The sequence below is a fragment of the Ruminococcus sp. RTP21198st1_G1_RTP21198_201120 genome (genome assembly GCF_040924265.1).
GTDB classification, from domain to species: Bacteria; Bacillota; Clostridia; order Oscillospirales; family Ruminococcaceae; genus Hominimerdicola; species Hominimerdicola aceti.
On record NZ_JBCOMH010000001.1, the window covers coordinates 107,783 to 133,098 of the forward strand.

Below are 25,316 nucleotides of genomic sequence, written 5' to 3' on the forward strand. Positions count from 1 at the left end.
CAATGAGATGTGAACAGTGCGAGAAAATACCTCTGGTAGAAATACACACTCCGCAGGAATATATGCTCTGTATAGGTTCTCTTGCAAGAATGCTGCTGGCAGGGGAAGTTGAAATGACCTATCAGACCTGCCCACTTGATAAGATAATGGATAACGACAACAAGTGGTATGCTGAAAAGCTTTTCCACCAGTTCAGGTGTACAAAATGCGGCACTATCTATGGTATGCTCTGCAACACCCACACAGGCGGACAGATAAAGATAAACGACAAGGTCTTTGACCCTGCTGATTATCCCGATAAAAAGGAAGATAAATAATGCTTGCAATAAGACCCGTGACCTATGAGGTGGAAACCTCACTTTCGCCTAAAAGAGTTCTCAGAAAGCTTGACGGCGACCTTATCGAGCATAAACCGACCATAAACATTCTCTCCCAAAGCAAGTTCATGAAAAACCACCGTGACGATACCATTTTTTATGGCTACCGCACAGACGCCGAAAGCTTTCAGATCTTCCACCACACCGCTAAAAAGCGTGACGGAGGCTCAACAGGCTTTTATGGCAAGGTAGAAAAGACCCCCAACGGCTCCAGGATATACGGCAAGTTCAGAAAGCCTATCTATGCCTATGTTGTGGGCGTCATATGGACGGTGCTTGTGCTTTTCCTCACCCTTATGCTTGTGGCACTTGGAGAGAAAACAGGCGCAGTATGCTTTGCCGCAATATGGCTCGTGGGATTGTTCCTCATGTTCTGGGACAACAAGAAGAAGTTCGTCAGAGCCTATCTCGACAGCTTCCCGCCTGCCGTCAGCAAAACAGACGAAAGCGATGAATAATTATTATCCATATAAACATAAAGAAAAGGAAGTAATGTAAAATGAAACTTGATACAATGAAGGGCTTACGCAGGACCCATTACTGCGGCGAAGTGCCTGAAACAGAGCAGGAAGTCGTGGTATGCGGCTTTGCCGACAGAGTAAGAGATATGGGCAACCTTATCTTCATCAACCTCCGTGACAGAACTGGACTTGTACAGCTTGCATTCAATGATGAAACAGACAGAGCCGTTTTTGAAAAGGCTCAGCTTGTAAAAAGCGAGTATGTACTCATGGCAAAGGGTATGGTACGTCCTCGTGAGAGCGTGAACGAAAAGCTAAAAACAGGCAAGATAGAAGTTGCCGTAACAGACCTGAGAATTCTCTCAAAGGCTGAAACAACACCGTTTGAGGTAACAAACTCAGATAAGGTAAACGATGAGCTGAAGCTCAAATACCGCTACCTTGACCTTAGAAATCCAAAGCTTCAGAAGAATATCATCACCCGTCATAAGATCGCTCAGATAACAAGAGAGTATTTCTATGACAATGGTTTCCTTGAGATAGAAACTCCTATGATGATGAAGTCCACCCCAGAGGGTGCAAGAGATTACCTCGTTCCTTCAAGAGTTCATGCAGGCAAGTTCTATGCACTTCCACAGTCACCGCAGATATACAAGCAGCTCCTTATGATATCAGGTTATGACAGGTATATCCAGCTTGCAAGATGTTTCCGTGACGAGGACCTGAGAGCTGACAGACAGCCTGAGTTCACACAGATAGACCTTGAGATGTCATTTGTCGATCAGGAGGATATCCAGGCTTGTATCGAGGGCTATATCGAAAAGCTTTTCAAAGAGATACTCGGTGTAGAGGTAACTCTCCCACTGCCAAGACTTACATTTGCAGACGCTATGAGCCGTTATGGCTCTGACAAGCCAGATACACGTTTCGGCATGGAGATACAGGATATCACAGATACTGTTAAGGATATTGACTTTGTGGTATTCAAGTCAGCTATCGAGGCAGGCGGCTCAGTTCGTGCAATAAACGTCAAGGGCGGAGCAGCCACATACACAAGAAAAGAGATCGACAAGCTTGTTGAGCACGCAAAGGGCATAGGTGCAAAGGGTCTTGCGTATATCCGCTGGGCAGACGAACCAAACTGCTCATTCAAGAAGTTCCTTGGCGAGGGCGATCTTGAGAAGATAAACGCAGCCGTTGGAGCAGAAAAAGGCGACCTTATCCTCATCTGTGCAGACAAGAACAAGGTAGTTCTTCCAACTTTGGGCGCACTCAGACTTATCTGCGGAAAGCGTCTTGGCGTTATCCCAGAGGGCAAGTTCAATTTTGTATGGATAACAGAAATGCCATTCTTTGAGTATGACGACGAGAACGACACATGGGTAGCAGCGCACCACCCATTCACAATGCCAATGGAGGAGTGTCTTGACTATCTTGACACCGACCCTGCAAACGTCCGTGCAAAGGCATGGGATCTTGTCCTCAACGGCACAGAGCTTTCATCAGGCTCAATGAGAATAACAGACTTTGAGCTTCAGCAGAAAATGTTTGAAGCACTTGGCATGACAGACGAAGAGATAGAAGCAAAGTTCGGCTTCCTCGTAGACGCCTATCGTTATGCCGCACCACCGCATGGCGGCATGGGCATAGGACTTGACAGACTTTCCATGATAATCTGCAATGCCGACAGCCTTAGAGATGTAATAGCGTTCCCAAAGGTACAGAACGCCAGCGAGCTTATGAGTGCTTGTCCGTCCACAGTAGACGAGAAGCAGCTTGAAGAGCTTCACATCAAGACCACAGAAATAGAAGAATAATTCGCATTAACGCAAACAGGATAGCTCATGAGGGCTGTCCTGTTTTTGTTTTATTGCACAAATTCTAATGACCGCACAATGTATATGTAGGGGCGACCTGAGGTCGCCCGCATTTATCTTGCCCTCAATTTTTCTCTTACCACCACATCTTATTCGGGCAAGTTCTTCGCCGCAAAATCGCTACGCTTGGTGCTGACTTTTACTTTGTGCTTGTTTTTTACTCTGGTCGGCTTTGCCCATTCCTCACTCCTCACTCCTCACTTATACTCCCCCTCATAAAAACTTGAAACCCGCAGCCGAATTTCTCCGACCACGGGTTCCAAGCTATAATTTATAAGTGGGATGGGGGCAATTTTATTGGGTAGTCACCCGTCATCTTTAAGGCTTAATCGTCCTGAAGTGCGTCATAACCCTCTTCATTCGTTCTGATCTTTACTACGTTCTCAATGTTGTATACAAAGATCTTTCCGTCTCCAATATGACCTGTATAAAGGGCTGCCTTTGCAGCATCAATAACTGCTCTTGTTGGTACCTTGCAAATAACGACCTCGACCTTTACCTTTGGCAGCAGATTTGTTTCAACAACTGCACCACGGTAATACTCAGGCTGTCCTTTCTGCATTCCGCAGCCAAGAACGTTCGTTACTGTAACACCTGTTACGTCGATGTCCTCCAAAGCTGTGATAAGATCGTTGAGCTTCTGCTGCTTGCAGATGATAGCGACCTTTGTCATTTTAGGTGTGCCGTCAGCAGACGGTGCGTCTGTTGCATAAGATTCTACCTTGATGGCCTTCTCAACAGGAACTACAGGCTCTGTTGACTTGTCTACCTTTACAACGCTCTTTGCATCGTCCTTTGTATAGCTGAGCATTGCCTGTGACATTGCTGGTGCGAAGTCAGCGTAAGAAGATACAAGACCATGCTCTGTAACGTCAAGACCAAGGATCTCTTCCTGCTCGGAAGCTCTAAGACCGATCGTGTGCTTGATGATCTGGAATACGATAGTCATTGTGATAGCTACCCAAGCGATAACTGATACCATACCGAGAAGCTGGATACCAAGGAGATGTGCTCCGCCGCCTGTGAAGAGTCCCTTTTCACCGCAAGTACCGTCTGAGAAAAGACCCACTGCGATAGTACCCCACATACCGTTGAGCATATGAACTCCGCAAGCACCAACTGGGTCATCTATCTTGAGTACCTGATCTATAAACTCTACACCTACAACTACGAGGATACCTGCAACGATACCGATTATAGCTGCTGATACTGGTGAAACTGTGTCGCATGGAGCTGTGATAGCTACAAGACCTGCAAGCGAAGCGTTAAGTGTCATTGAAACATCAGGCTTCTTGTACTTGATCCAAGTAAAAATCATTGTTGTGATAGTTGCAACTGCTGCTGCAAGGTTTGTTGTTACGAAAACTTTACCTGCAAGCGGGATAGCGTCGCCTTCCATTGAAGTTGTTGACGCACCGTTGAAACCGAACCAGCAGAACCAAAGGATAAAGCAGCCAAGTGCGCCAAGTGTAAGCGAGTGACCTGGGATAGCCTTTGCCTTGCCATTCTTGTCATACTTACCGATACGAGGACCAAGGATAGCTGCGCCAACGAATGCTGCAACGCCGCCTGCCATATGAACGCAAGTTGAACCTGCGAAATCATGGAAGCCGAGGTCTGCGAGCCAGCCACCGCCCCAAATCCAGTGAGCCTCGATAGGATAGACCAGAAGGCTTATAATTGCTGAATAGATACAATAAGAAATGAACTTTGTTCTTTCTGCCATAGCTCCAGAGACGATAGTTGCTGCTGTTGCACAGAACACTGTCTGGAAGATAAGGAATGCAAAGAAAGGCACTCCGTCTGGAGCAGCTGAGGCATATGTTGAATCAGCTATTCCCTTGTAAGCTCCGATGAACTTTCCGTCGCCAAACATTATACCGAAACCAAAGAGCCAGAACAGCGGAGTTCCGATACAGAAGTCCATCAGGTTTTTCATGATTATGTTACCTGCGTTTTTCGCACGGGTGAAGCCCGTTTCAACCATTGCGAAGCCTGCCTGCATAAAGAATACAAGTGCAGCTCCCAACAGTACCCATATAGTATTGACGGCACTGAAGCCTGTGCTTTCAGCCAATACTGTTACAGTGTTTGTCATATCTTTTTCCTCCTAAAATACAAAAAAGTGTATGACGACCAAAGCCATTCGGCTCGGTCTGTCATACACTTCATTGTGCATTCTGTATATTATTGTAGCTGTAGGGGAACAAAGTAGTAGATCTGTGGTTAGTTTGTTATAAAGTCCGTGTTATATTGAAAATTTGAATTGTCCCTTACTTAACGTAGAACAGCAGATCGCTGTATGTTGGATAAGGCCAGTAATCCTTGCCTACCAGTGTTTCGATCTTATCAGCCGGAACTCTGAGAGCACCCATATCTGCAAAGATAGTATCGTGGAAGAAGTTTGCCATTTCCTGTGTGTCCTCGATAGAGTGTACTTTCTGTACATCAGCTTCCAGTGTGCCAAGTGCCTTGTACATCTCAGTTACGAGAGCTGAAATTTCCTTAACGGTCTCTTCCTCAAATACAGTTTCAGCACCGCAGCTCTTTGCAAGCTCAGCAGTCTTTGCGATATCCTTGATATACTTAGCGGCAGCAGGAAGGATCTCCTTCTTAGCCATGTCGATCATTGTAAGAGCCTCGATATTGAGTGTCTTGCAATACTCGTCGAGGAGAATCTCAACTCTTGACTGAAGCTCAGCTTCTGTATAAACTCCGTACTTAGAGAATACGTCAACATTCTTTTGTGCAAGGAATGTTGGAACAGCTTCAGGAGTTGACTTAAGGTTAAGAAGTCCTCTCTTTTCAGCTTCAACAGGCCACTCGTCTGAATAACCATTGCCGTTGAAGATGATGTTCTGATTTTCCTTGATAGTTCTCTTGATAAGATCGTCAAGAGCGTCCTGGAAGTTGTCAGCCTTTTCAAGCTCGTCAGCAAACTGATCGAGAACGTCAGCAACGATAGTGTTAAGAACTGTGTTAGGGCCTGCTACTGAAAGCTTTGAACCAGGCATTCTGAACTCAAACTTATTGCCTGTGAATGCAAATGGTGAAGTTCTGTTACGATCTGTTGTATCCTTAGGGAAGTGTGGCAGAACGTCAACACCGATCTCCATCTCAACTCTCTTGTCCTCATACTTAACGCCGTTTACGATAGCATCGAGAACGCCTGTAAGCTCGTCGCCAAGGAAGATAGAAATAATAGCCGGAGGAGCTTCGTTAGCGCCAAGTCTATGGTCGTTACCAGCAGAAGCAACTGAAGCTCTCAGAATATCCTGATAATCATTTACAGCCTTGATAACTGCTGTAAGGAACAGGAGGAACTGAGCGTTCTCAGCAGGTGTTTTACCAGGATCGAGGAGGTTTACACCTGTGTTTGTTGAGATAGACCAGTTGTTATGCTTACCGGAACCGTTGATGCCAGCGAATGGCTTCTCATGAAGCAGGCACTTGAAGCCGTGCTTTCTAGCTGTTCTCTTCATGATCTCCATTGTGAGCTGGTTGTGGTCGGTCGCGATATTTGTTGTGCCATAGATAGGAGCAAGCTCGTGCTGAGCAGGCGCTACCTCGTTATGCTTTGTTTTAGCGTAAATACCAAGCCTCCAGAGCTGCTCGTCAAGATCTTTCATGTAAGCCTGAACTCTTGTCTTGATAGTACCGAAATAGTGATCTTCAAGTTCCTGACCCTTTGGAGCAGGTGCGCCGTAAAGCGATCTGCCTGCAAGGATAAGGTCCTCTCTCTTTGCATACATCTCTCTGTCTACAAGGAAGTATTCCTGCTCAGGACCAACGTTTGCTGTAACTCTTGTTGCGTCTGAGCCGAACAACTTCAGAATTCTGAGAGCTGACTTATTGATAGCTTCCATTGAACGGAGAAGCGGAGTTTTCTTATCAAGCGCTTCGCCATTGTATGAACAGAAAGCAGTAGGAATACAAAGTGCTTTTTCCTTAATGAATGCGTATGAAGTTGGATCCCAAGCTGTATAGCCTCTTGCCTCGAATGTTGCTCTCAATCCGCCTGATGGGAAAGAAGAAGCGTCAGGTTCGCCCTTAACAAGCTCCTTGCCTGAGAACTCCATGATAACGTGACCGTCCTCAGTTGGTGAGATAAAGCTGTCGAGCTTTTCTGCTGTAAGACCTGTCATTGGCTGGAACCAGTGAGTGTAATGTGTGCAGCCCTTTTCAACTGCCCAATCCTTCATTGCGTTAGCAACGATGTTTGCAACCTCGATATCAAGTGGATCGCCGTTGTCGATAGTCTTCTTCAAAGCCTTATATGTAGCCTTTGGAAGTCTTTCTTTCATCACTGATTCATTGAATACGTCTGAGCCGAAATATTCAGGAACGTTTGCCATATTGAATTCCTCCTATTATAAATTATAGTCTAAAAAAATAAAAAAGACACTGCGAACCTAAGTGGTTCACAGCGCCTTTGCTGTTTACAATTATGAGTATATACCTTTTGACCTCATTTGTCAAGGCTTTTTTTTATTTTTATAGACTTTTACAAATTGACGCAAAAATATTTGTTGAAACTTGTGAAATCACATCCCATGTCAATAAAATGCACATATTTTTGTAAAGAAATACATCAAACTGCTAAAATAGTGAAAAAAAGTGGGCGACCCTAGGTCGCCCCTGCGATAATATCCTAAATATCTATATAATGATCCTTATCAGGTCTGTCTTTCAGCTCTTTTTTCATAAGCTTATTTACCTTTTTGAGCTTTGAGCCTGCGGTAAAACAGCCGAAGATATTCGTCACACCTGAAACGAGCAGAGCGATACCAAGGACTATCATTGCGGTTTCGCCTAAAATAAGAGGGTCAAAGAGGAGAAGTATACCAACGAGAGTGGTAACAGCGGCTGAGATACAGCTTACGTTCCAGCTTTCTACACCTGCACGTCTAAGGTTAAGGGAGTCCTGAATGTTCACGATGCCGCTTATGAGCATATAAAGTCCGCAGACAACGGCAATGACTTTCGGGATAAAATCAGGTCTTATGATAATGAAAATGCCTATGGCGGCGAGGATGATCCCTCTCACAAGGCTTGAAGAATAGCTCTGGTCGTCTTTGCCCATGGCGAAGTATCTTATAAGCTCCACTGCACCGAATGCGGTGAAAAGTCCACCAATAACATAGCCTATGGCGGCGGTGAAGAAATTAGGGTCGATTATGAGCGCAATGCCCAGCACTACGCAGAATATAGACAATATCCAATAGCTTCTGAATACTTTTTTGATATATTCCATTTTTATCTTTCCTTTCATGTTTTTATAATGCTGCAAGCTGGCGACTAGACGTGCGACCTCAGGTCGCCCCTACAATTTATTTGTGCAGTACAAGGGTGTTGCATTAATAAATGCACAGCGTGAAATGCCCGTCACGGAGAGTGACCGCCCCTACAATAACATTGCAGAAATTACGCCGCGCCATTACAAATGTCATTTTGCCGACTTTAGCTTTGCCGCCTTTATTACTTTCATTCGTGAGAACTCCTCTCTGTCCTTTTCTTCAAGAGAGTCAGTAATGAATTTCACTATGCGTTCATTTCTTGGAATGATTATGTTTTGCAGGGCGTTTGCTCTGCGCTGTGTCTTTTTTATGGCTACGGACAGTCTGTAGATACTGTTTTCCACCTCTGCGAGGACTGCTGTGGTCTGTTTTACCTTTTCAAAGGCAAGATAGGCTCTGTCAAGCTGAGAATCGGTCTGAGAAAAGCCGTATGTGACTTTCAGAGGGCGTTCTTTAAGGGTGACCTTTGGCAGCTCAACGCCCATGACGCTTCTTGTGCTTATCTCAACGCCTGTTTCAACAGGGATACAATTTGCATAAGGTGTAACAAGACCCATGGAGATATTTGCAAGCTGGAGTGCGCTGTAGGCTTCCTTGTAGGTGTCCTCAATGCTTCCTCTAAGCTCCCCTGCTTTGTCAACAAGGCTCATAAGCTCTCTTATAAGGATATTTCTTTTTCTGTCCAGAAGCTCATAGCCCAATGCGGCAAGCTTCAGAGCCTTTTTATAAAGTATAAGATTTCCCTTTGTGGCAAAGACCTGCTGTTCAGCCATTGGTCACACCCTCTTTCTATTATATCACTGTATATAAATAAAGTCCAGTAGGGGCGAACATTGTTCGCCCGATTTTTTCTTTGTGAGCCGTTTTATTCAGCATTGGAATAGTGATGTTGCAAATAATTTCAAAATCGCAAACAACAATATTGTGAGTGACGGCAATATCATAAATAACCGCAATATTGTGGAATAACGGGCGAACAATGTTCGCCCCTACATAATTATTTGTGCGGCACTGAATTTTAGTCCTCTGCAAAAAGTGCCTTAGCTTTTTCGGCACTGTAATAATGCTCCAGATGTTCTTCGTCAACACGGTCAAGCTCTGATTTCGGCAGGGTGGAGAGCAAGCTCCAGCCTAGGTCGAGAGTTTCGTCTATGGAACGGTTCACGTCAAAGCCTTGGTCGATAAAATGCTTCTCAAAAAGCGTACCGAATTTCAGATAGGCTTTATCGGTATCGGAAAGCTCCTCCTCACCGATAACGGAGGCAAGGCTTCTTGCGTCCTGCACCTTTGCATAGGCTGCAAAAAGCTGGTTTGACACCATTTGGTGGTCTTCCCTTGTATAGCCCTCGCCTATGCCGTCTTTCATAAGTCTTGAAAGGCTCGGCAGGATAGAAACAGCAGGATAAACGCCTGTTTGGTCGAGGTTTCTGTCAAGAACAATCTGCCCCTCGGTTATATAGCCTGTAAGGTCAGGGACAGGGTGGGTGATATCGTCATTCGGCATGGTGAGTATCGGTATCTGCGTAACAGAGCCTTTTGCACCCTTTACAATGCCTGCTCTTTCATAGATAGAGGCAAGGTCGGAATAGAGATAGCCCGGATAGCCTTTTCTTCCCGGTATCTCGCCCTTTGATGATGAGAACTCTCGCAAGGCTTCGGCATAGGAAGTCATATCTGTGAGGATAACGAGAATGTGCATATCATGCTCAAAGGCAAGATATTCGGCACAAGTGAGGGCGCATCTTGGAGTGAGGATACGCTCTATGATAGGGTCGTTTGAAAGATTCAAAAACATTGCGACCCTTTGCAAAACGCCTGTTTCCTCGAAACAGCGTTTGAAATAATCTGCAACGTCGTTTTTTACGCCCATTGCTCCGAAAACTATTGCGAAATCCTGTCCGTTTTCGTCGGCGATTTTCGCTTGCCTTACTATCTGCACGGCGAGCTTATTATGGGAAAGTCCCGAACCTGAGAAGATAGGGAGTTTCTGACCTCTTATAAGGGTAGTAAGGGCGTCTATGGAGGATATTCCTGTGTTTATATAGTTTCGAGGATATGTTCTTGAAACGGGGTTAAGGGGCGAGCCGTTTATGTCACGGTATTTTTCGGGGAAGATCTCCCCCAGACCGTCGATAGGCTTGCCTGCTCCGCTGAATATCCTGCCCAGCATTTCGGTAGACAATGCAAGCTCCATAGGCTTGCCCTGAAAGCTTGTGGTGGTATTAACAAGGGAAAGTCCTTTTGTTCCCTCGAAAACCTGCAAAACGGCTCTGTCTTTTTCCACCTCTACAACTCTTGCAAGGCGGCGTGTGCCGTCATCAAGTTTTATTTCTGCCATTTCGTCATAGGAAATGCCGCTTACATGGTCAAGTGCAACGAGCGGTCCGTTTATTTCGCTAAGGCCGATATATTTTACGTTCACGCTCCTGCACCTCCTGTCAAAGCCTCCATATCGGCTTTCATATTCTTTTCGTATTCGTCAAAAAGCTCTATTTTATCGTTCGGTATATCATACTTGACTTTGATAAGCTTTTCTATCCAGCCGCAGCCTATTATTTTATCAACGTTCACGCCCTGTGAAAGTGATTTCTTTGCAAGGGCATAGAAATCTGTGATAAGTTTCATCATGCGGTACTGCTTATCAAGGGGGACGTAGGTATCGTCCTTATGATAGGCGTTTTGCTGTAAAAAGCCTACTCTTACGGCTCTTGCGGTTTCGATAAGAAGCTTTTGATCGTCAGGGAGGACGTCTGTACCCATGAGCTTAACTATCTCCATAAGGGTATTTTCCTCAACGAGGATATTTGATATCTCCTGTCTGACTTTCATGAAGTTCTCATTGACGTTTTTATTATAATAATCTGCAAGGTCTTCTGTATACTCGGAATAGCTTGTGTTCCAGTTTATTGCAGGATAATGTCTTGCATAGGCGAGGGATTTATCAAGTGCCCAGAAGCAACGTACAAACCGCTTTGTGTTCTGTGTGACAGGCTCGGAAAAGTCAGAGCCTTGGGGCGAAACTGCTCCGATTATAGTAACAGAGCCTTCCTTGCCTCCCAGAGTTTCAACATAGCCTGCACGCTCATAGAACTCGGAAATTCGTGACGGCAGATAGGCAGGAAAACCTTCCTCGGCAGGCATTTCTTCAAGTCTGCCTGATATCTCACGGAGAGCTTCTGCCCAACGTGAGGTAGAGTCTGCCATAATTGCGATATGATAACCCATATCACGGTAATACTCGGCAAGGGTTATGCCCGTATAGATAGAAGCTTCACGGGCGGCAACAGGCATATTTGAGGTATTTGCGATAAGCACTGTTCGGTCGGTAAGCGGTCTTTGTGTTTTCGGGTCGATAAGCTCTGAGAACTCCTCAAGCACCTGCGTCATTTCATTTCCACGCTCGCCGCAGCCTATATAGACGATTATATCTGCGTCACACCATTTAGCAAGCTGGTGCTGGGTCATGGTCTTGCCTGTGCCGAAGCCCCCAGGGATAGCGGCTGTTCCGCCCTTTGCAACCGGCAGGATAGTATCAACGATACGCTGACCTGTTACCAACGGCTTTGTGATAGGCAGGCGGTTTTTGCATGGTCTTGATGTTCTGATAGGCCATTTCTGGCAGAGGGTAAGCTCCTCTACTGCTCCGTTAGGGGCTTTTATTTTTGCCACAACGTCATTTATTGTATAGTCGCCGTTTTCGGCAGTCCATATGACCTCTCCGCCTTTTGACAGAGGGGAAAGCATACACTTATGTGTGATAAGTGGCGTTTCGGGGCAGGTGCAATAAATATCCCCTGCGGAAAGCTTATCCCCTGTTTTCACTGTCATTGTAACGGGATACTTTTTCTCTGTATCAAGCGAGCTTATGTCTGCACCGTCAGCGATAAATGCGCCTGAGACTTCCTCAAGCTTTTTAAGCGGTCTTTCTATGCCGTCGAAGATGTTATTTATTATACCGGGGCCGAGGGTTGCGGACATTGGTGCGCCTGTTGAGATAACAGGCTCGTCAGGCATAAGCCCTGTTGTGCCCTCATAGACCTGAATGGTGGTAAAATCGGACTGCACTCTTATGACCTCGCCGATAAGACGCTTTTTGCCCACATAGACCATTTCCTGCATGGCAAAGCTTTTCGTATCTGCAACCTTTACTACAGGTCCGTTTACCGAATATATTTTATCCATAAAAAACTCCTTATTACCCAAGCACAAGCTCGGCTTTTTCAGTAAAGGCTGAACGCTGCCCCTCAAATGCTGAATCAAAGGTATAATCAAGTGCTATACCAATATCCTCATAGACCATGAGCATACCGCCAAGCTCTATGGAATCTCGGCTTTTTACTTCAAAGTCTGCAAGGTCAGAGGCGTATTTCATATCCTCAGGTGAGAGGTAGATAACGCCCTTATGCTCGGGATAGGTCTGTTTGCATTTTTCGGCTTTTTCTTTTAGCCAAGACTTATAATCTCTGCTTGCTTTGAAAGTCGCAAGCCTGCTTTTTACGTTGTCAAAAACGCTGTCTATAAGCTTTTCTCTATGGCAAAGCACGTTTCTTTTAGCTTCAAGCTGTTTTGAAGATATTTCCCTTACGGCTCTTGCCTCCTCGGTCTTATCTGTGGCGGCTTTTTTTGAGTCTGCGAGGCTTTGTGCTTCTATTTTCGCCTGAGCAAGCTCGTTTTCACGCTGTTTATCAGCGGATTCGGTTATGAGCTTTGCCTGTTTTTCAGCGTCCTCAAAGACAGCCTGCTTGAAGCGTTCAAGTTTTATCGTCTGATTTTCCATTACTAAACTCCTATCAAAATCACAGCTTTATTCCCACTGCTTCTGCGAGATAGTGGGAAATGGTATCAGATATCTTTGATGTGGCATGGCGGTCTGGTATTTCAACTATGAGGGGCGTTTCTCTTGTGAGCTTATAGTCATAGACCTTTTCTCTGCACTGCTTGACTGCAAGCTCTGTCATAAGCACAACGCCCACGTCCTTCATTTCCATAGCCTTATCAAGTGCGTTTGACACCTCCTCGGAGGTATGCACCACAACGCCCTCGATACCTGAAAGTCTCATGCCCATTTGGGTATCTATATTATCGCTGATAAGATAAAATCTCATGTTAGATGCCCAGTGCAGTGCCTACGTTTGAGATTATAAGGATAGCGATAAGAAGTCCATAGAGGGCGATACCTTCGCCAAGAACAACGAAGATAAGAGCCTTTACAAAGTTCTTAGGGTCTTCTGAGGTTGCACCGATAGCGGCTGGAGCGCCTGCGGCAACAGCTATGCCTGAACCTACGCAGGAAAGTCCAACGGCAAGGGCTGCTGCAAGGTAGCCAAGGCCTGCGCCTGTTGAAAGGGCTGCCTTAACGCCCTCCTCGCTTGCGGCTGAAACAAAGTTACCTACAGGGACGATAAGAGCGCATAGCATTATGCCTGCAAATGTACAGAGATTGCCGATAAAAGCACCCTTTGGCGATCTTCCGTTCTTTATTTTCTTTGCGGTGAAAATGAATGGTACGCAAAGAAGTGCGACTGCTATAAGTGGGAGCAGGAAATAGATAAGCATAGTTGATTCCTCCAAAAAAATTATTTTTACTTTAGATTTTACGAATTACATTGTACGGGTATGGATAATGGTCGGGGTAAAATGCCCGTCACGGCAAGTGACCGAACGATGTTCGCCCCTGCAAAACAATACCACAAATTTGATATCATTCTGTTTGTGCAGTAAATTTTACACCAACAGGCTCGAATGGTTTTCCGCCGCCCTCATAGAAGCGGGAGAATATCTCATAAAATTCAAGTCTGATTATCTGAATGGCAACTATCATGCCCTCCATTACCATTACAAACAGGTTGCCAAGCACAAGCACAAATGGCTGTGCGGCGGCGGAACACATTTCCATAAGGGTCATTACCACTAGCATCATGCCTGCGTGGGAAAGGACAAATCCGCCCACACGGAGAAATGACATAGTATTTGAAACATAGCTCAGCAGGAACTCAAACATTTCAAAGAAGTTCTCAACTATAAAGTTGCCCACGGTCATTTTTTCCTCGTCCTCGGACAAGCGCCACTGTTTATACTTCACGGCGATAGAGAAAGGTGTTCGGCAGAATATGCACACCAATGGTATTACGATAAGGAAAATGACAAACGGAGTGGACATGACTTTTACATCGAACATGAGCGTTCCAACAAGTCCTGCCGCAACGGAGCTGTAGAACACAAGTCCTGCGATACCGTTACAGCCGAAAATGGCTTTTTCGTAATCCTTATTTTTAAAGCCGATATAGATATTGAGTATCATTGAGATAACGATAAGTGCCACACCTATGGCAACGGCAGTTATGAGGATAAAGTTCGTTTGCTTGAAAACCTTTAGGGGCAGGAAGTCAAGTCCTATATTCTCAAACACAGGGTCTAAAAGCTCTTCATAACCGAAGAACGAGCCATAGAGAGTACCGAATATCATACTTGATATGCCAAGGCGTGTGACAAGACCGCTTATTTTTGCTCCCAGCTTTTTCTTCAAGGCAAGTCCGCCTAGAACGATAAGAAGTCCTTGTCCCAAGTCGCCGAACATTATACCGAAAAGCAGAGTATAGGTTATTGCCACGAAGGCTGTCGGGTTATAGCCTTTATACTCAGGCAGACCATACATTTCCACAAGCATTGTGAAAGGTCGGGTCAAAAAGTTGTTTTTAAGCACTGTAGGCGGCTCACATGAGGCGTCTGCGTCAGGTGGGAGATAGACCACTGACACTGAACGCATATCCTCGAAAAGCTTATCAAAACGGTCTTTTTCCTTTTCGGGGATAAAGCCTTTAAGATAAAACTTATCGTTTAGTGCGGCGGCATTTCGCCGCAGGTCAAAGGTATCGTGGATAAACCTTAGTTTTGAAAAAGCTTTTTGCAGTTCAGGCTCTGCTTTTGCGGCAAGCTCGTTTATCTGCTCGTTTATCTTTGCGTTCTCAACTGTATCTGCGTCTATAGTTTGTTTTAGCTTTTCCAAGGCTTCGTCTGCGTCACCTGATACATAGGACGGTATCCGTATCCTTTCAAAATACATTGAGTGGAAGATATCATCAACACGCTGTTTATCACGTTCAGGGACGAAATACATTCCCCAGCAGAAGCTTTTTCCCGTTTCAAAGGGGACAAAGAAGAAATTCTCGTTATAATAGTCAAGCTTCGGCAGATTATCCACAGGCAGCTTTCCGATACGGACGGAAACATACTTCATTGAGAAAAGCTGCTGAAAGTCGCTGTGCATACCTTTCAGGTGGTCTATTTGTCTGACCGCCCCTCCAAGCTCTGAGATACGCTGAGTAAGCTCCAGCCGCTTTGTATTAAGCTCGCTGAAAGGGGTATTATACTTTTCAAACAGGGAGTTAAAATCCTGCGGAGCTGACAGGTCACAGTCAGTAAAATCAGTTTCCTTTAGAGTTATACCAAGCTGTGCAGAAAGCTGGGCAAGCTCTTTCAGAGGTCGGTCATACTCATTTTTCTCGCTGAGGGGCTTCATTGCGCTGTCAGGAGAATTGCCCGCAGGCTCAATATGAAAACAGCCGCTTTCACAGCACCTTTTCAAGGTCGCATCAAGCTCGTCCATAAGACCTGCTATATTCACAAGGGACATTTTTTCTATAGCCAATCACATTATCTCCTTTCCTGAGAATTTACCGCTCAGGCGGTGATGATAAGATCCTTTTCAACTGCCGAGGGGTCGGCATTATATCTTATCGCTTCGATTATATGCACGATGTTCAAGGCTTCCGTACTGCACAGTTTCATAAAGGCATAGAGTGAAACCGGTGCGGCGGTGCTTTGGGCGAGGATATGAGAAAGATAGGCAAACTGTGAACTTCGGACTATACTTTCGATATATTCAGAGGTCTGTTTGCAACCCTTTGAATACTTTGATCTTTTCACCCATTCGAGCATATCTTCGGGGCTTTCAAGCTCATAATACTTATCAAGTCTTTTAACTGAGCCTGTGCCTGTTTTTATTCTTATCTGCCGTTTTTTTATCTCCTCGGAGGAGTAGCCAAAAAAAGCTTTCATACGGTAGGCGTTTATTATGTTAAGGCAATCTATCTCTCGGCTTATCATTTCTGAGAGCTGTTTGCTTTGCATTTCGGAAAAATCATGCTTTGCGGTATTTAAAAGCTCGGTATAATAGGCTGTTCTCAGCCTTAGCTCGCACTCGGTATAATCCGCTGAGCCGTCCTCCAAAGGCGGTATTTTCACCAGTATCTTATAATACGGTGTATTTCTTAGTATTTTAAGAAGCTGTTCATAGTTCTCGGCTCGGCTCATTTCAAGAAGGCTCACCTTTGAATGTTTTATGACATAGCCGGGAAGGTCGTTAAGGTAAGAATTATCAAGCCCTGAATTTATATTGTTTATCATGGACAGAATACATTCTATCTCCTTGCTTTTTATAAGGAAGTCATAAAAAGGCAGTTTATCAAGCTCCTGAAATCTGCACAGGCGCATATAGGTATTGAAATTCTCTCTTTGGAGAAGCGCCTCCACAAAACCTCTATGGACGGTATTTGGGTCAACGTCACGGAAGGCGTCTTTATATCTGGCTGAATGTGCAAGATAGTCTGCGGCTTCGGGGACTGTTCTTCGCATGAGCATTTCATGATAGTTCTCTTTAGTAAACATTCTGCCGTGGATATATTTTATTTTCGCCACTGTTCCGTTGGCAGACCAACTGTCAAGCATATTTTTTCAGCCCCTTTCACGGAGAATTTTTGCTCTACTTCGGAGAGATGATATTATCAAATATCTCCTTCTCCCACTGAGTATGTTTTTCTTCAAATATTTTATTGAGAACTGTTGTTTTCTCGTTCTGTGCGGAAGTTATCTTTTCGCTTTCGGTATTTATACGCTCTGTGACCTCTTTGGCTTTCTGCGTTTTATAGGCTTCGGCTTCTTTCAGGGCGTTTTCTTTCAGCTCCTGTGCTTCTTTCACTGTGCGCTCCAGCAGTTCGCCGCTTTCCATATCTGCTTTTTCAAGCTTGCCTGCAGCGGCTTTATCTGTTTGCAGTATTTCTGCTATCATATCCATATTATTCTCCCCTTTCAGGCAGGATAGTTTCATAACATTAATTGTACACCTTTTTGTCTTAAATAGCAAGTTTGAAGGGGTACAAAGCCATACTTTTTATATATTTTGCACTATCTATATGACTTTTCTTTGGACAAATTGCTCTATGTGTAATGATTTTAGTCAGAATACACATTTTATTTTACCCTGAATTTGAAAAATTAGTTGAATATCTGCGGTCATGTCACTTGACAAAAGGGGACAAAAGTGGTAAACTTGTATTTATCACGCACACATCTGTACTTTGGAGGTGGACTAAAATTGGAGAACGGGCAAAACAAACTTGTTATCGTAAGCTCTGAGGTGCTTCCTGACATTGTGCTAAAGGTGCTTGCCGCAAAGCGCATGAGGGCAAGGGGCGAAGTTTCCACTTCATCGGAAGCCTGCCGCAAGGTGGGGATATCGAGGAGCGCATACTACAAATACAAGGACTCCGTATTCAATTATGAAGAACAGCTCACAAACAACATCGTTTCGGTATACTGCATACTGAGAGATGAAAAGGGAGTGCTTTCCTCCATTATATCACGGCTTTACGAGTTGAACACGAATATTCTGACCATAAACCAGAATATCCCTATCGACTCGGTGGCGACGGTGACATTCTCGGTAAGATTTGAGCATGACGCACTTAGCACCAACGTGCTTACGGAGGAGCTTTCTAAAGTTCACGGCGTTGTGGAAGTCAAGATAATATCGGGAGAGTAAGGGTAAAATAAGATTTTAACAATATATAATTTATTAGGAATGAGGATTTTTTATGTGTAAAGTAGCAGTTATCGGTTATGGCGTTGTAGGCTCTGGTACGGTAGAGCTTTTTATGAAAAACCGTGAATCTATCTCAAAAAAGGTCGGCAAGGAATGTGACATCAAGTACATTCTTGATCTGAGGGATTTCCCTGATTCTCCATTTGCAGACAAAATGATAAAGGACTTCAACATCATTCTCAATGATGCCGAGGTAGAAGTAGTAGCCGAGGTAGTAGGCGGAACGACTTTCGCTTATGACTACACAAAGAAGCTTCTTGAACACGGCAAGAGCGTTGTTACATCAAACAAGGCGCTAGTTGCGGAAAAGGGTGCAGAGCTTCTTAAAATAGCAAGGGAACACAACTGCAACTATCTGTTCGAGGCAAGCGTTGGCGGCGGTATACCTATCATCAGACCGCTTAACAAGTGTCTGGCAGGAAACGAGATACTTCAGATATCGGGTATTCTCAACGGCACAACAAACTTCATTCTTACAAAGATGATAAAAGAGCAGATGTCATTCGACGATGCGCTGAAAATGGCTCAGAAGCTTGGTTACGCTGAGGCTGACCCTACGGCTGACGTTGAGGGCGAGGACGCTTGCAGAAAGATCTGTATACTTGGCTCACTTGCATACGGCAAGCACATTTATCCTGAAATGGTACACTGCTCAGGCATAACAAAGATCACACTTGATGATGTTGAATATGCTGCAAACGCAGGATATGTTATAAAGCTTATAGGTTCTGTAAAGAAGCTTGATGACGGCAGAGTGAGTGCTATCGTTTGTCCAAGACTTGTGCCAAAGTCAAATCTTCTTGCGTCTGTTGACGATGTATACAATGCTATCAGCGTAACAGGCGACGGTGTTGGCGACGTTATGTTCTACGGACAGGGTGCAGGCAAGCTTCCTACAGCTTCAGCGGTAGTAGGCGACATTATCGATTGTCTGAAGCATCATCACAGAGTGCTTGCTCTTACATGGGAAGATTGTGATGACAAGAACTTTGTTGCGCCATACAAGGACATGGACGTTTCAATGTATGTTCGCATAAAGGCTGAAAATGCTGAGGCTCTCAAGTCTTCTATTTCTGAGATGTTCGGAAAGCTCATGTATATAGAGCGTTCGGGCAGGACAGAGAACGAGCTTGCGTTTATCACGCCGAACATGAAAGAGGCTGACATTGACGCTAACCTGACTATCCTTTCACACTCCGCTGAGATCGCAAGCAAGATAAGGATATACTGATAAAAAAGCGGCGGACACTGTTTGCCATTACACAAAAGCAATATGGGGCGGACTTGATGTCCGCCTTTTTTATAAAGGAGTTTTCACCATGATAAAAATACAGATACCTGCCACGTCGGCTAACCTTGGCGCCGGTTTTGACGCACTGGGGCTTGCGCTCACTTACTACAACTACATTGAAATGGAGGAGTGCGACAAGATAGACATAACGGCGGCGGACGGGCTTGACATTCCTACGGACGAGAGAAACCTTATTTACATTTCTGCCAAAGACCTTTTTGCGGTATGCGGAAAAAAACTTGAGGGACTAAAGCTCATACAGACAAGTAATATTCCTATGGCGAGAGGTCTTGGCTCGTCTTCTGCCTGCATAATCGCAGGACTTGTGGGAGCAAACAAAATGCTTGGAGATCCCCTCACAAAGGACGATCTTGTTGACCTTGCTGCTCAGATAGAGGGTCACCCTGACAACACTGCGCCTGCACTGCTGGGCGGAATCGTTACGGCGGTATTTGACGGAAGAAAGGTACACTGGGTAAAGCAGGAGGTTTTCACAAAGCTGAAATTCGTGGCGATAATACCTGATTTTGAGCTGAAAACTGAGGAAGCGAGGGCTTGTCTGCCTAAGGAAGTTTCACACAAGGACGCAGTTTACAACCTTTCCCGTGCGGCGCTTTTCTCGGCTTCGCTTCTTACGGGCAAGTTTGAAAATCTGAAAACGGCAGTTGATGACAGGCTTCACCAGCCTTACAGAATGGCGCTTATACCCCACTGCAAGGACGTTTTTGACATTGCGTACACTCACGGTGCATATGCGGCATACATAAGCGGTGCAGGTCCAACTATCATGGCTATTGTGGACGAGAGCAATCAATATTTCGCAGGCAAGATGAAATTTTCTCTTGACAACGCAGGGCTTAAAGGCTGGCAGGTAAAGGAATTTCACATTGACAACGAGGGTACGAAGCTTATATGAACAGGTGCAAATGGTGCGACCTTAAAAATCCAAAGTATGTGGAATATCATGACAAGGAATGGGGCGTTCTCAGGACTGATGACAGCTATTTGTTTGAGATGCTTGTGCTGGAGTCTTTTCAGGCTGGGCTTTCGTGGGAGTGCATACTGAACAAGCGTGAGAATTTCCGCAGGGCTTATGATGAATTTGACCTTGATAGGGTCTGTGGATATGACGAAGAGAAGATCGCAGAGCTTTGCTCTGACAGTTCTATTGTGCGAAATAAGCTGAAAATTAGGGCGAGTATTTCTAATGCAAGAATATTTCGGGATATTGTGAAGAAGCAGGGGAGCTTTTATGATTATCTTTGCAAGTTTACTGACGGAGAAATATTGTATGAGTGCGATAAAACTACCAACGAATGGTCCGACAGGATATCTGCAGACTTGAAAAAGCGTGGAATGAAGTTCGTGGGAAGCGTGATAATATATTCGTTTTTGCAGGCGGTGGGAGTGATATATTCCCATGATAGTGAATGTGGACTTTATAGAGAAAAATAAAGTAAAGATATAAGCAAAGCGGTGTCGGAGTGGAAACTCTGCACCGCTTTTTCGTATTCTCATAAACAATGTAAAAAACCGCCCTGCACAATGTATACAGAGCGGCTGCATTTTTTCAATTTTTTTATTCCATAGGACAAATATTTTTGCGGTTTTCGGCTATCCTTTCGTCTATACCCTCTACCTGCGGCTTAACAAGGCTCGATGTTCCTGCGACAAACATTCTTGCACCTGCTTCGTAAAGCTTGCGGCAGTTCTCGTTTGACATATTGCCGTCAGTTTCTATGATGATGTCCTCGTGGCCGTTTTCGTCAAGCCACTTTCTAAGACGTCTTGCCTTATCCACCGTGTTAGGCACGAGCTTCTGTCCTGCAAAGCCAGGGTTTACTGTCATGACAAGCACACCGTCTATGAAGTCTACGGCTTCCTCTACCACGCAGATAGGTGTGCCGGGATTGATAGCCAGGATAGGCTTTGCACCGATAGAACGGAGATATTGCAGGCACTTTGCGATATGCTTTGTGCTTTCATAATGCACTGCCGCATAATCGCCCTCTCTGATATCAAACCACTGGAGCCTTTCCTCTGGCTTTTCTATCATGAAATGAAAATCAAATGGGATATCCGTCAGATCACGGAGCTGTTTTACATAATCAGGATAAAGTGTGAAATTCGGCACAAATGAGCCGTCCATTACGTCTATATGGAGATATTCGATATTGTTGCGCTTAAAAGCGTCAAGATATTCCTTTATCTGTCCCAGATGGACGCACATCATTGAGACTGATATCATACCATTGTCCATACTGATCCTCCTGTTTCTATTCATCTTTTTTATCTTATGCTGTTATCTTCAGGCTCAATGCCCATGATAAGCTGGTCTATTACTCTGTCGGTAGACTTGCCGTCTGTATATTTGAAGTTCTTCTTTATGAAGCCCTCCATTTTTTCAAACTCGTAATCCTTATCTCTGAGAGCGGTCATAAGCTCATCAAAATCGTGGACGATCTTACCAGGAACAAGCTCCTCATACGGCTCATAGAAATCTCTTGTTGCTTCATAATACTTTTGGTCGAAAGCAAAGAAAAGCATCGGCTTTTTAAGCAGTGACATCTCATATATGATAGAGCTGTAGTCTGTGATAAGCACGTCAACTATAAAGAGGATATCATTTACCTCTCTGTAGTCGGAGGCGTCAAGTATTCTGTGAGCATACTCGTCAGGTATTTCGATACGCCTTTTTACAAACGGGTGGAGCTTTACGATAAGAACGGAATCCGTTTCATCAAGAAATTTGCCCCATGCTGTAAGGTCAAGCTTATCAAATGGGAAATGAGCATTATTTGCGTTATTTCCTCTGAAGGTCGGTGCATACATATAAACTGTTTTTGCAGTTTTGCACTCAGGGAAAACTTCCAGCATCTGCTCTCTTGTTTTGGCTTTATATTCGTCGTCAAAGAAAATATCCGTTCTTGGGATACCCACAGGATAGAACTTCTTTTCGTCGATAGCGAAGCCCTCTGCATGGTGGAGTGCAGAATGATAGGAGCTTACAGGAACGTGGGTATAGCACTTATGCACCCTTGTATTGAACGGAGGTGCGCCCGGCTTGCCCAGTCTTTCAAAGCCCAATGACTTGAACGCTCCGCAGGCGTGCCATACCTGAAGCACCTTGACGTTCTTAGGATAATCCACAAGATAGATGTCAGGATAATAATCATCTATAAGAATGATATCGGAGGTTGCAAGATAGTAGACGAACCTTATCATGGCAGGTATCGACCTATTGACAGTGATACTAGCTTTGAAGTCAAATCTGAACTTATACTTGCTGTCAAGTCCTCTTTCTATCATGCGGTCATAGATGACCTTTTCGTTTCCGCCTATCTCGGCTCTCGAACCGCTGGCAAAGAGGATAATATCCCCGTTTTTCTTAGCAAAATGCTTAAAGAACGAGAAAGCCTTTTTAAAGCACCATATCTTTAAACCGTAAACATCTCTTATGATAAGCTTCTTACGGTTTTGAAGCTTCTTCTCAATACGCTTTGGCAAGGTCTGGGAAGGCTTAGGCTCTTTATAGGTGACGGCAAGCTTATATTCGAGTGTATCCATATCGCTTGCAGACTCGGCATAGAAAAGGTTTTCTGCGCCTCGTCTGAGCTTGAAGTTCATAGGGTTCGCCTTTGTATCGTCCTCTATAGTTTCCACTTTATCGGATATGATACAAGGATACTCGTTCGTAAGCACCTGTTTTGACAGGCATCTGCCATCGTTATCATAGGTGAGCTTGAGAAGCGTACTGCCACTGAGGACATAATCCACTGTATCTGTTGATATCTGCGGTTTATTCATGCCCTTATACTTTGTGAATATTTTAAGGGCATATTCGCCTGTGGCGATAGGAGCTTCGTTATTGGCGGACATTATATTCACTGTCAGATGAAAATGAGTTCCGCTTACTTCAAAATGCTGGGCAGGGAACATACAAGTTCTATCATGTGTGACAAATCTTGCTGACAAGTTTTCAAGCTCGTCTTTTTCAAAGCCCACAAGCTCGCCCTCGATATGGAGGATAACTCTCTTGAACTCTACTCTTGTAAGCTCTGCGAATTTTTTGTTTCTCTCTTTTAATCTCTCAATAGTCTTTCTTCTGTTCCCGTATATCTCTTCAAATTCGGGAGTCATATTATCCATTTAAAACTATTCCTTACTTTCCGCCGCTTTTATCTATCCCTCAACTTTCATTTCAGGTCTTGAAAAGCGACTACAAAATTTTTACTCAAATTTACAAACAGTAGACTGTTTAATCGTCAAATGTGAACATTACCTTTAAGGTGAACTCGCCTGTGTTTCTGATAGCGGAGAATGCCTTTTCGTTCTCCTCTATTGTGAATGTATGTGTGATAAGATCGGCAAAGTTTACGTCGCTATGCTCGAAAACTTCAAGGGCTTTCTTCCAATCGTTCACTCTGTTGTTATAGCTGGAATTCCATGAGCCTTTGACTGTTATCTGCTTTCTCAGTATTGACCAATAGATATTCTTAGGCAGGATAAGGTCTGTTGACGGGTTGCCAACGAGAACGATACTGCCAAGAGCGCCTGTTGACTCGATAGCGGAAGCGATGGCTTCGTTTGAGCCGACAGCTTCAAATGTTACGTCTGCTCCGTCGATACCTATTATCTTCTTCACCTGTGCAGGGAGATCGTCAACGCTTGTATCAACAACGTCAAAGCCCAGCTTCTTTGCATACTCAAGCTTATTCTTTGAACGACCTGCGATAACCACCTTACCGGTCTTTGTTCTCTCTTTTGCAAAGAGGGCTATCATAAAGCCTATTGTACCTGTGCCTATGATAACAACATTCTGACCCTCTTTGATGTCACCGATATTTACAGCGTGCATTGAAACAGCGGCAGGCTCGCAGAGCGCTGCAGTTTTATAATCGAGGGTATCGTCGAAGGGAACTAAGTTCCATACCGGAACAACGAGGTACTCAGCCCATGCGCCGTCCTGTCTTGAACCGAAATAGCTATAGCCTGAGCATTGTGCATATTCCTCCATTTTGCAGGCTTTACAATGCTTGCAAGGGAGCATTGGGAACACGCAGGAACGTTTGCCGAGAAGGCTTTCGTCAACGTCATCGCCAACTGCAACTATCTGACCTGAAAACTCATGACCAGGTATGGTCGGGAAGTGGTAAGTTCCTGTTACAAAGCATCTTGGCATATCGCTTGAACAAATTCCGCACGCCTTTATTTTCAGCAATACGGTGCCTTTTTCAAGCTTTGGCACGTCTACCTCAGTTACTCTCAGGTCGCCCACGCCATAAAGCACAAGTGCTTTCATCTTTTCGGGTATGTTTATTAAGCTTTTCATAAAAAAAGTCCTTTCTATTTACCGCCAAGCAGCGTTCTGACAATAAGCAGGTCGCTGTCTGTTGTTATCTTGAAATTAATAGCGTCGCCCTCTATAAGGTGGATAGGCTGGTTATTCATTGTGCATATCTGCGAAGTGCCTGTGATGACTTTTTTCTGCTCCTCAGTGAGGTTATCCTGCATTTGGATAAAGTGGGCAAGGCGGAAGCTGTCGGGAGCTTGTCCGCTGTAAAGCTCGCTTCTGACAGGGATGTCTTCAACATACTCTCCTCCCTTTGAATGGAGGATAGTATCTGCACATGGAAGTCCGCAGACGCAAGCACCGTATTCTGCGGCACAATCTATGGAATCGTTGAGTATCTTCTCTGTAACAAAAGGTCTTACGGCATCGTGGATAACGATAACATCGTCATCATGAAGTTCGTTATCATTTGTGATAGCGGTGGTGACATTATTTATAGTATCCATTCTTTCCTTGCCGCCGAGGATCACCCTTACCTTTTCGCTTTCAGGAATATTCTTTTTCACCTGTTCGTTCATATAGTCCTCATAGTCCTTATGGACGGCGATATAGATATAATCAAATCTCTTTACCTTGAGCATATTTTCAAGGGTATAGATTATGATCGGCTTACCTCCGATCTCGATAAACTGCTTTGGTATTTTTGAGCTTTTAACTCTTGTACCTGATCCCCCTGCGAGCATTGCACCGTAAATCATAGACAAACTCCTTACTGATATTTATATTATAATAATGTATCTGACAAATAGATCATTGTGATACGCCGATAAAGTTTCGGCA

23 protein-coding genes are annotated in these 25,316 nt (G+C 44.5%); 7 read left to right on the forward strand and 16 right to left on the reverse strand.

Going from position 1 to position 25,316, the window contains the following annotated elements; genetic code table 11:
• The first annotated feature begins 2 nt into the window (after positions 1-2).
• The 3 genes from AB5627_RS00630 to aspS are packed head-to-tail and all read left to right on the forward strand — an operon-like array spanning position 3 to position 2,655.
• The gene (locus tag AB5627_RS00630) at positions 3-317 is read left to right on the forward strand and encodes a hypothetical protein (protein ID WP_022287018.1); all 315 of its coding nucleotides are present in this window, start codon (positions 3-5) and stop codon (positions 315-317) included.
• Positions 317-835 (forward strand): hypothetical protein, encoded by a 519-nt coding sequence (locus AB5627_RS00635; RefSeq protein ID WP_022287019.1) that lies wholly within the window; start codon positions 317-319, stop codon positions 833-835. Before AB5627_RS00630 ends, AB5627_RS00635 begins: the two co-directional genes overlap by 1 nt.
• 41 nt (positions 836-876) lie before the next feature.
• Positions 877-2,655, forward strand: a complete 1,779-nt coding sequence (aspS, locus tag AB5627_RS00640; RefSeq protein ID WP_022287020.1) for an aspartate--tRNA ligase — start codon at positions 877-879, stop codon at positions 2,653-2,655.
• 385 nt (positions 2,656-3,040) lie between these two features.
• Here aspS and AB5627_RS00645 read toward each other — a convergent pair whose 3' ends face one another.
• The 12 genes from AB5627_RS00645 to AB5627_RS00700 form a co-directional block, all read right to left on the reverse strand.
• Complete coding sequence (locus AB5627_RS00645) at positions 3,041-4,813, reverse strand: ammonium transporter (protein WP_117857132.1); 1,773 nt, start codon at positions 4,811-4,813, stop codon at positions 3,041-3,043.
• 175 nt (positions 4,814-4,988) lie between these two features.
• On the reverse strand, positions 4,989-7,070 hold the full coding sequence (locus AB5627_RS00650) for a glutamine synthetase III (protein WP_022287022.1): 2,082 nt from the start codon (positions 7,068-7,070) through the stop codon (positions 4,989-4,991).
• Between the two features lie 296 nt (positions 7,071-7,366).
• A complete protein-coding gene (locus AB5627_RS00655) occupies positions 7,367-7,969 on the reverse strand; it encodes an HdeD family acid-resistance protein (protein WP_022287023.1) in 603 nt (200 codons plus the stop codon).
• Positions 7,970-8,161: 192 nt separating this feature from the next.
• The gene (locus AB5627_RS00660) at positions 8,162-8,785 is read right to left on the reverse strand and encodes a V-type ATP synthase subunit D (RefSeq protein ID WP_117857125.1); all 624 of its coding nucleotides are present in this window, start codon (positions 8,783-8,785) and stop codon (positions 8,162-8,164) included.
• Between the two features lie 245 nt (positions 8,786-9,030).
• Positions 9,031-10,434, reverse strand: coding sequence for a V-type ATP synthase subunit B (locus AB5627_RS00665; protein ID WP_038672666.1), 1,404 nt, complete (start codon positions 10,432-10,434; stop codon positions 9,031-9,033).
• Entirely contained in the window at positions 10,431-12,194 is a 1,764-nt protein-coding gene (locus AB5627_RS00670; protein WP_333634937.1) for a V-type ATP synthase subunit A, read from the reverse strand. Before AB5627_RS00670 ends, AB5627_RS00665 begins: the two co-directional genes overlap by 4 nt.
• A 13-nt stretch (positions 12,195-12,207) precedes the next feature.
• Positions 12,208-12,789, reverse strand: a complete 582-nt coding sequence (locus AB5627_RS00675) for a V-type ATP synthase subunit E (RefSeq protein ID WP_022287028.1) — start codon at positions 12,787-12,789, stop codon at positions 12,208-12,210.
• A gap of 19 nt (positions 12,790-12,808) precedes the next feature.
• Entirely contained in the window at positions 12,809-13,117 is a 309-nt protein-coding gene (locus tag AB5627_RS00680; RefSeq protein ID WP_022287029.1) for a V-type ATP synthase subunit F, read from the reverse strand.
• Between the two features lies 1 nt (position 13,118).
• Entirely contained in the window at positions 13,119-13,568 is a 450-nt protein-coding gene (locus tag AB5627_RS00685) for an ATP synthase subunit C (RefSeq protein ID WP_022287030.1), read from the reverse strand.
• A 145-nt stretch (positions 13,569-13,713) separates the two neighbouring features.
• A complete protein-coding gene (locus AB5627_RS00690) occupies positions 13,714-15,660 on the reverse strand; it encodes a V-type ATP synthase subunit I (protein ID WP_118053387.1) in 1,947 nt (648 codons plus the stop codon).
• 32 nt (positions 15,661-15,692) lie between these two features.
• Positions 15,693-16,739: a V-type ATPase subunit gene (locus AB5627_RS00695; protein WP_117857115.1), complete on the reverse strand. Its 1,047-nt coding sequence runs from the start codon at positions 16,737-16,739 to the stop codon at positions 15,693-15,695.
• A 34-nt stretch (positions 16,740-16,773) separates the two neighbouring features.
• Complete coding sequence (locus tag AB5627_RS00700; protein WP_022287033.1) at positions 16,774-17,085, reverse strand: hypothetical protein; 312 nt, start codon at positions 17,083-17,085, stop codon at positions 16,774-16,776.
• Between the two features lie 300 nt (positions 17,086-17,385).
• On the opposite strand from AB5627_RS00700, the gene AB5627_RS00705 reads away from it, so the two are divergent.
• The 4 genes from AB5627_RS00705 (at position 17,386) to AB5627_RS00720 (ending at position 20,638) form a co-directional block, all read left to right on the forward strand.
• Entirely contained in the window at positions 17,386-17,832 is a 447-nt protein-coding gene (locus AB5627_RS00705; protein WP_022287034.1) for an ACT domain-containing protein, read from the forward strand.
• 52 nt (positions 17,833-17,884) lie between these two features.
• The gene (locus AB5627_RS00710) at positions 17,885-19,123 is read left to right on the forward strand and encodes a homoserine dehydrogenase (protein WP_022287035.1); all 1,239 of its coding nucleotides are present in this window, start codon (positions 17,885-17,887) and stop codon (positions 19,121-19,123) included.
• An 88-nt stretch (positions 19,124-19,211) separates the two neighbouring features.
• Positions 19,212-20,099: a homoserine kinase gene (thrB, locus tag AB5627_RS00715; RefSeq protein ID WP_022287036.1), complete on the forward strand. Its 888-nt coding sequence runs from the start codon at positions 19,212-19,214 to the stop codon at positions 20,097-20,099.
• Entirely contained in the window at positions 20,096-20,638 is a 543-nt protein-coding gene (locus AB5627_RS00720; RefSeq protein ID WP_022287037.1) for a DNA-3-methyladenine glycosylase I, read from the forward strand. Before thrB ends, AB5627_RS00720 begins: the two co-directional genes overlap by 4 nt.
• Before the next feature lie 124 nt (positions 20,639-20,762).
• Here the strand turns inward: AB5627_RS00720 and AB5627_RS00725 are convergent, their stop codons facing one another.
• The 4 genes from AB5627_RS00725 to AB5627_RS00740 form a co-directional block, all read right to left on the reverse strand.
• The gene (locus AB5627_RS00725) at positions 20,763-21,443 is read right to left on the reverse strand and encodes a ribulose-phosphate 3-epimerase (RefSeq protein ID WP_022287038.1); all 681 of its coding nucleotides are present in this window, start codon (positions 21,441-21,443) and stop codon (positions 20,763-20,765) included.
• A gap of 29 nt (positions 21,444-21,472) precedes the next feature.
• Positions 21,473-23,332, reverse strand: a complete 1,860-nt coding sequence (locus AB5627_RS00730; RefSeq protein WP_022287039.1) for a CDP-glycerol glycerophosphotransferase family protein — start codon at positions 23,330-23,332, stop codon at positions 21,473-21,475.
• Positions 23,333-23,441: 109 nt separating this feature from the next.
• Positions 23,442-24,515: a galactitol-1-phosphate 5-dehydrogenase gene (locus AB5627_RS00735; protein ID WP_278642717.1), complete on the reverse strand. Its 1,074-nt coding sequence runs from the start codon at positions 24,513-24,515 to the stop codon at positions 23,442-23,444.
• Positions 24,516-24,529: 14 nt separating this feature from the next.
• Positions 24,530-25,234, reverse strand: coding sequence for an IspD/TarI family cytidylyltransferase (locus AB5627_RS00740; protein ID WP_022287041.1), 705 nt, complete (start codon positions 25,232-25,234; stop codon positions 24,530-24,532).
• Between the last annotated feature and the right edge of the window lie 82 nt (positions 25,235-25,316).

Excerpts from the sequence above, each read along its gene's own strand:
- AB5627_RS00630 (WP_022287018.1), top strand. The coding sequence starts at position 3 with ATGAGATGTGAACAGTGCGAGAAAATACCTCTGGTAGAAATACACACT.
- AB5627_RS00635 (WP_022287019.1), top strand. The coding sequence starts at position 317 with ATGCTTGCAATAAGACCCGTGACCTATGAGGTGGAAACCTCACTTTCG.
- aspS (WP_022287020.1), top strand. The coding sequence starts at position 877 with ATGAAACTTGATACAATGAAGGGCTTACGCAGGACCCATTACTGCGGC.
- AB5627_RS00645 (WP_117857132.1), bottom strand. The coding sequence starts at position 4,813 with ATGACAAACACTGTAACAGTATTGGCTGAAAGCACAGGCTTCAGTGCC.
- AB5627_RS00650 (WP_022287022.1), bottom strand. The coding sequence starts at position 7,070 with ATGGCAAACGTTCCTGAATATTTCGGCTCAGACGTATTCAATGAATCA.
- AB5627_RS00655 (WP_022287023.1), bottom strand. The coding sequence starts at position 7,969 with ATGGAATATATCAAAAAAGTATTCAGAAGCTATTGGATATTGTCTATA.
- AB5627_RS00660 (WP_117857125.1), bottom strand. The coding sequence starts at position 8,785 with ATGGCTGAACAGCAGGTCTTTGCCACAAAGGGAAATCTTATACTTTAT.
- AB5627_RS00670 (WP_333634937.1), bottom strand. The coding sequence starts at position 12,194 with ATGGATAAAATATATTCGGTAAACGGACCTGTAGTAAAGGTTGCAGAT.
- AB5627_RS00675 (WP_022287028.1), bottom strand. The coding sequence starts at position 12,789 with ATGGAAAATCAGACGATAAAACTTGAACGCTTCAAGCAGGCTGTCTTT.
- AB5627_RS00680 (WP_022287029.1), bottom strand. The coding sequence starts at position 13,117 with ATGAGATTTTATCTTATCAGCGATAATATAGATACCCAAATGGGCATG.
- AB5627_RS00685 (WP_022287030.1), bottom strand. The coding sequence starts at position 13,568 with ATGCTTATCTATTTCCTGCTCCCACTTATAGCAGTCGCACTTCTTTGC.
- AB5627_RS00695 (WP_117857115.1), bottom strand. The coding sequence starts at position 16,739 with ATGCTTGACAGTTGGTCTGCCAACGGAACAGTGGCGAAAATAAAATAT.
- AB5627_RS00700 (WP_022287033.1), bottom strand. The coding sequence starts at position 17,085 with ATGGATATGATAGCAGAAATACTGCAAACAGATAAAGCCGCTGCAGGC.
- AB5627_RS00710 (WP_022287035.1), top strand. The coding sequence starts at position 17,885 with ATGTGTAAAGTAGCAGTTATCGGTTATGGCGTTGTAGGCTCTGGTACG.
- thrB (WP_022287036.1), top strand. The coding sequence starts at position 19,212 with ATGATAAAAATACAGATACCTGCCACGTCGGCTAACCTTGGCGCCGGT.
- AB5627_RS00720 (WP_022287037.1), top strand. The coding sequence starts at position 20,096 with ATGAACAGGTGCAAATGGTGCGACCTTAAAAATCCAAAGTATGTGGAA.
- AB5627_RS00725 (WP_022287038.1), bottom strand. The coding sequence starts at position 21,443 with ATGGACAATGGTATGATATCAGTCTCAATGATGTGCGTCCATCTGGGA.
- AB5627_RS00730 (WP_022287039.1), bottom strand. The coding sequence starts at position 23,332 with ATGGATAATATGACTCCCGAATTTGAAGAGATATACGGGAACAGAAGA.
- AB5627_RS00735 (WP_278642717.1), bottom strand. The coding sequence starts at position 24,515 with ATGAAAAGCTTAATAAACATACCCGAAAAGATGAAAGCACTTGTGCTT.
- AB5627_RS00740 (WP_022287041.1), bottom strand. The coding sequence starts at position 25,234 with ATGATTTACGGTGCAATGCTCGCAGGGGGATCAGGTACAAGAGTTAAA.